This window comes from Massilimicrobiota sp. An80 (assembly GCF_002159255.1).
In the GTDB taxonomy this organism is placed as follows: Bacteria; Bacillota_I; Bacilli_A; order Erysipelotrichales; family Coprobacillaceae; genus Allocoprobacillus; species Allocoprobacillus merdigallinarum.
Map to the genome: position 1 here is coordinate 1 of NZ_NFHI01000088.1, position 3,133 is coordinate 3,133.

Sequence of the window (3,133 nt, forward strand, 5' to 3'; positions counted from 1 at the left end):
GCTTCAGCTATTTCAAAAGATAAATCTACTGTTTCCAAAGAAATCAGGAAACATAGAATTGAACAGAGAATTTCCAATACCCTTAGTAAAAATGGCACCTGTGCTCATGTTAAAAGCTGTACACATACTCATTTATGCTCTCATGTCAAATGTAATCTCAAGCTTTGTAAAAGTTGTGACATATGTCAAAGCGTTTGTCCTGATTTTGAGCTTTATATATGTAAGCAATTAAAAAGTTGAATTTAGTCTTGTAAATTCATTACAATCTATAAAAAAAATGAAATTCACTTGAAGTTCATTATATACACAAATATAAAAATCAAAAATATAAATTATGTCATTTCTAAGATTAAGTTCTACTTATCAATATTTTTTAAGTAGAACTTAGTCTTAAAAAAAGTGGAATTTACTTTTCAAATTAAGTATCAAATATAAAATCAACATTTTGCCATTTCTTCTCTATTTTTATCACATTGACAATCATCGATATGTATGTTAATATCATATCGAAGAATATAGATATGAGGTGATGATATGGATAAAGATTATGAACAGGAAGCAAAAGTTTTCAAAGCATTTTGTGATCCTAATCGTTTAAAGATTCTTAATATTTTAAAAGATGGAGAACATTGTGCATGTAAACTTTTAGAAATTCTTGATGTAAGTCAATCTACTTTATCACACCATATGAAAATATTAACAGATGCAAGGGTTGTGAATGTAAGAAAGGATGGCAAGTGGTCACATTATTCTTTATCAGGTGATGGGATTGAAAAAGTTATCCAGTATTTAAAAAAATATCGCATGTAGATGATTTTTCATTTTATAAAGCCACCATTAGGGTGGCAAAAATTCAAATATATAAATCGAAATATATCGATATAAGGAGGAACTATGAAAGAAATTTGGTTATTCTTTCAAAATCAAATTTTAGGAATGAACTGGCTCAATGAATTGATTGCTTTATTGCTAACTTCTGTTGGTATAGATATCACTTCCAATATTGGAGCCAGTATTCAGTTTTTTATTTATGATGTTATAAAGATCACAGTATTGTTATGTGTATTGATCTTTATGATTTCGTATATTCAAAGTTATTTTCCACCAGAAAGAAGCAAGAAAATTCTAGGTCGATTTCTTGGTATAAAAGCAAATATCATTTCTGCTTTATTAGGTACAGTAACGCCTTTTTGTTCATGTTCATCTATACCGCTATTTATTGGATTTACAAGTGCTGGCTTGCCATTAGGAGTCACTTTCTCATTTTTGATTTCTTCACCTATGGTTGATTTAGGAAGTCTTGTTTTATTGATGAGTATCTTTGGAATCAAAATTGCAGTCGCCTATGTTATAGTTGGGCTTATTATTGCTGTTATTGGCGGAATAGTTATTGAAAAAATGCATATGGAAAAATATGTTGAAGCATTCATTATGAAATCTAGTCATGTAGATATTAGCTCACCAGATCTAAGTAAAACAGAACGTCTTCAGTATGCCAAGGAGCAGGTTATAGAAACCTTTAAAAAAGTTTTTCCATATATTTTGATAGGTGTAGGAATTGGAGCCATTATTCATAACTGGATTCCAGAAGCATGGATAGAAGGCATACTCGGTGGAAATAATCCTTTTGGAGTTATTTTAGCAACAATTGTAGGAATTCCAATGTATGCTGACATTTTTGGAACTATTCCAGTTGCAGAAGCTTTACTGGCTAAAGGTGCTTTACTTGGAACAGTATTAGCCTTTATGATGGCAGTGACAACATTAAGTTTACCTTCATTAATTATGTTAAAAAAAGCTGTAAAACCCAAACTTCTAGCATTGTTTATTGCAATCTGTACTCTAGGAATTATGATTGTTGGTTATTTGTTTAACATATTTTCATTTTTACTGTATTAGGAGGAAGGCATATGGCAAATGTTGTTCATTTTAATATGATCGTCGATATCAATCAGTTATTAAAAGAAAAAGGAATAGAATATTCCATTCATGCTATTGGAGCATGTACATGCAATGGCTTAGAACTTCGACAAGATGGTAAGGAATATCCTATTGATGAAATTATTGAATATATGAATGAGTATCTGGATAAAAAATGGATGAGAGTTAGAAAAAGTAAAGAGAATGAACATATTCTTAATGTGGAATCAAAGTTTGATTATGAAAAATGAAAAGGAGAATGTATATGAATCTATTTAAAAAGAAAGAAAAAAAGGAATGTTGTTGTAGTCAGATTGATGAGGAAAGTGTTAAAAAAGCTGAAGAATTAAAAAAAGATGATGGAATAAAAATCTTAGGCTCAGGATGTCAAAAATGTGATAAACTAGAGGAATCAGTAAGAATAGCATTATCAGAATTCAATTTTAATTTACCAATTGAACATATCACTGATTTTTCTCAAATTGCATCCTATGGTGTTATGTCCACACCAGCATTAGTATTGAATGGAGAAGTTGTTTCTTTTGGGAAAGTTTTATCAGTAGATGAAGTCAAACATATTTTATCAATAAAAATGAAAGGTCAATAAATATATGGAAAGAAAACTTAAAATTGCATTTGTGTGTGTTCATAATTCATGTCGCAGTCAAATTGCTGAAGCATTAGGAAAAAAGTTTATGAGTGACAGATATGATTTTTACTCTTGTGGAACAGAATTGAAACCTCAAATTAATCAGGATGCTGTCAGACTTATAAAAGACATGTATCAAATTGATATGGAACAGAACCAATATAGTAAATTAGTCCAAGATATTCCTCAAGTAGATATTGCTATTTCTATGGGATGTAACGTTACTTGTCCATATGTAGGTAAAAGTTTTGATGATAATTGGAATTTAGATGACCCTACTGGAAAAAGTGATGATGAATTCATCAAAATCATCAAAGAAATAGAGAAGAAAATAAAAAAATTAAATTATTAAATAAAATGAGCTTATAAGCTCTTTTTTTATAAAATCATATTGACCTTATAGTTATTGAAAGGTGTATGTTATAATAAAAGAGATCATATATAACCAATGTCGTCAATTTAAAATGGCAAAAGGATATGTTTAGCCAATTTAGTATCTAATCATATCCTTTTTGTGTTTGAAAACGCTAAAAAAGCGTACAAATACCCCTTGATTTTTGATGA

Annotated in this window: 5 protein-coding genes and 1 pseudogene; all 6 read left to right on the forward strand. The window is 29.3% G+C overall.

What is annotated here, in order from left to right; genetic code table 11:
- Positions 1-240, forward strand: a pseudogene (locus B5G32_RS14050) (hypothetical protein); the annotation flags it as partial.
- Between the two features lie 294 nt (positions 241-534).
- Entirely contained in the window at positions 535-810 is a 276-nt protein-coding gene (locus tag B5G32_RS13265; RefSeq protein ID WP_087936936.1) for an ArsR/SmtB family transcription factor, read from the forward strand.
- 84 nt (positions 811-894) lie between these two features.
- Positions 895-1,899 (forward strand): permease, encoded by a 1,005-nt coding sequence (locus tag B5G32_RS13270; protein ID WP_087244165.1) that lies wholly within the window; start codon positions 895-897, stop codon positions 1,897-1,899.
- A gap of 11 nt (positions 1,900-1,910) precedes the next feature.
- Entirely contained in the window at positions 1,911-2,171 is a 261-nt protein-coding gene (locus B5G32_RS13275) for an RDAC family protein (protein WP_087936937.1), read from the forward strand.
- Positions 2,172-2,185: 14 nt separating this feature from the next.
- Positions 2,186-2,527, forward strand: coding sequence for a thioredoxin family protein (locus B5G32_RS13280; RefSeq protein WP_087304884.1), 342 nt, complete (start codon positions 2,186-2,188; stop codon positions 2,525-2,527).
- 4 nt (positions 2,528-2,531) lie between these two features.
- Positions 2,532-2,921, forward strand: a complete 390-nt coding sequence (locus B5G32_RS13285; RefSeq protein ID WP_087244162.1) for an arsenate reductase/protein-tyrosine-phosphatase family protein — start codon at positions 2,532-2,534, stop codon at positions 2,919-2,921.
- The last annotated feature ends 212 nt before the right edge of the window (positions 2,922-3,133 follow it).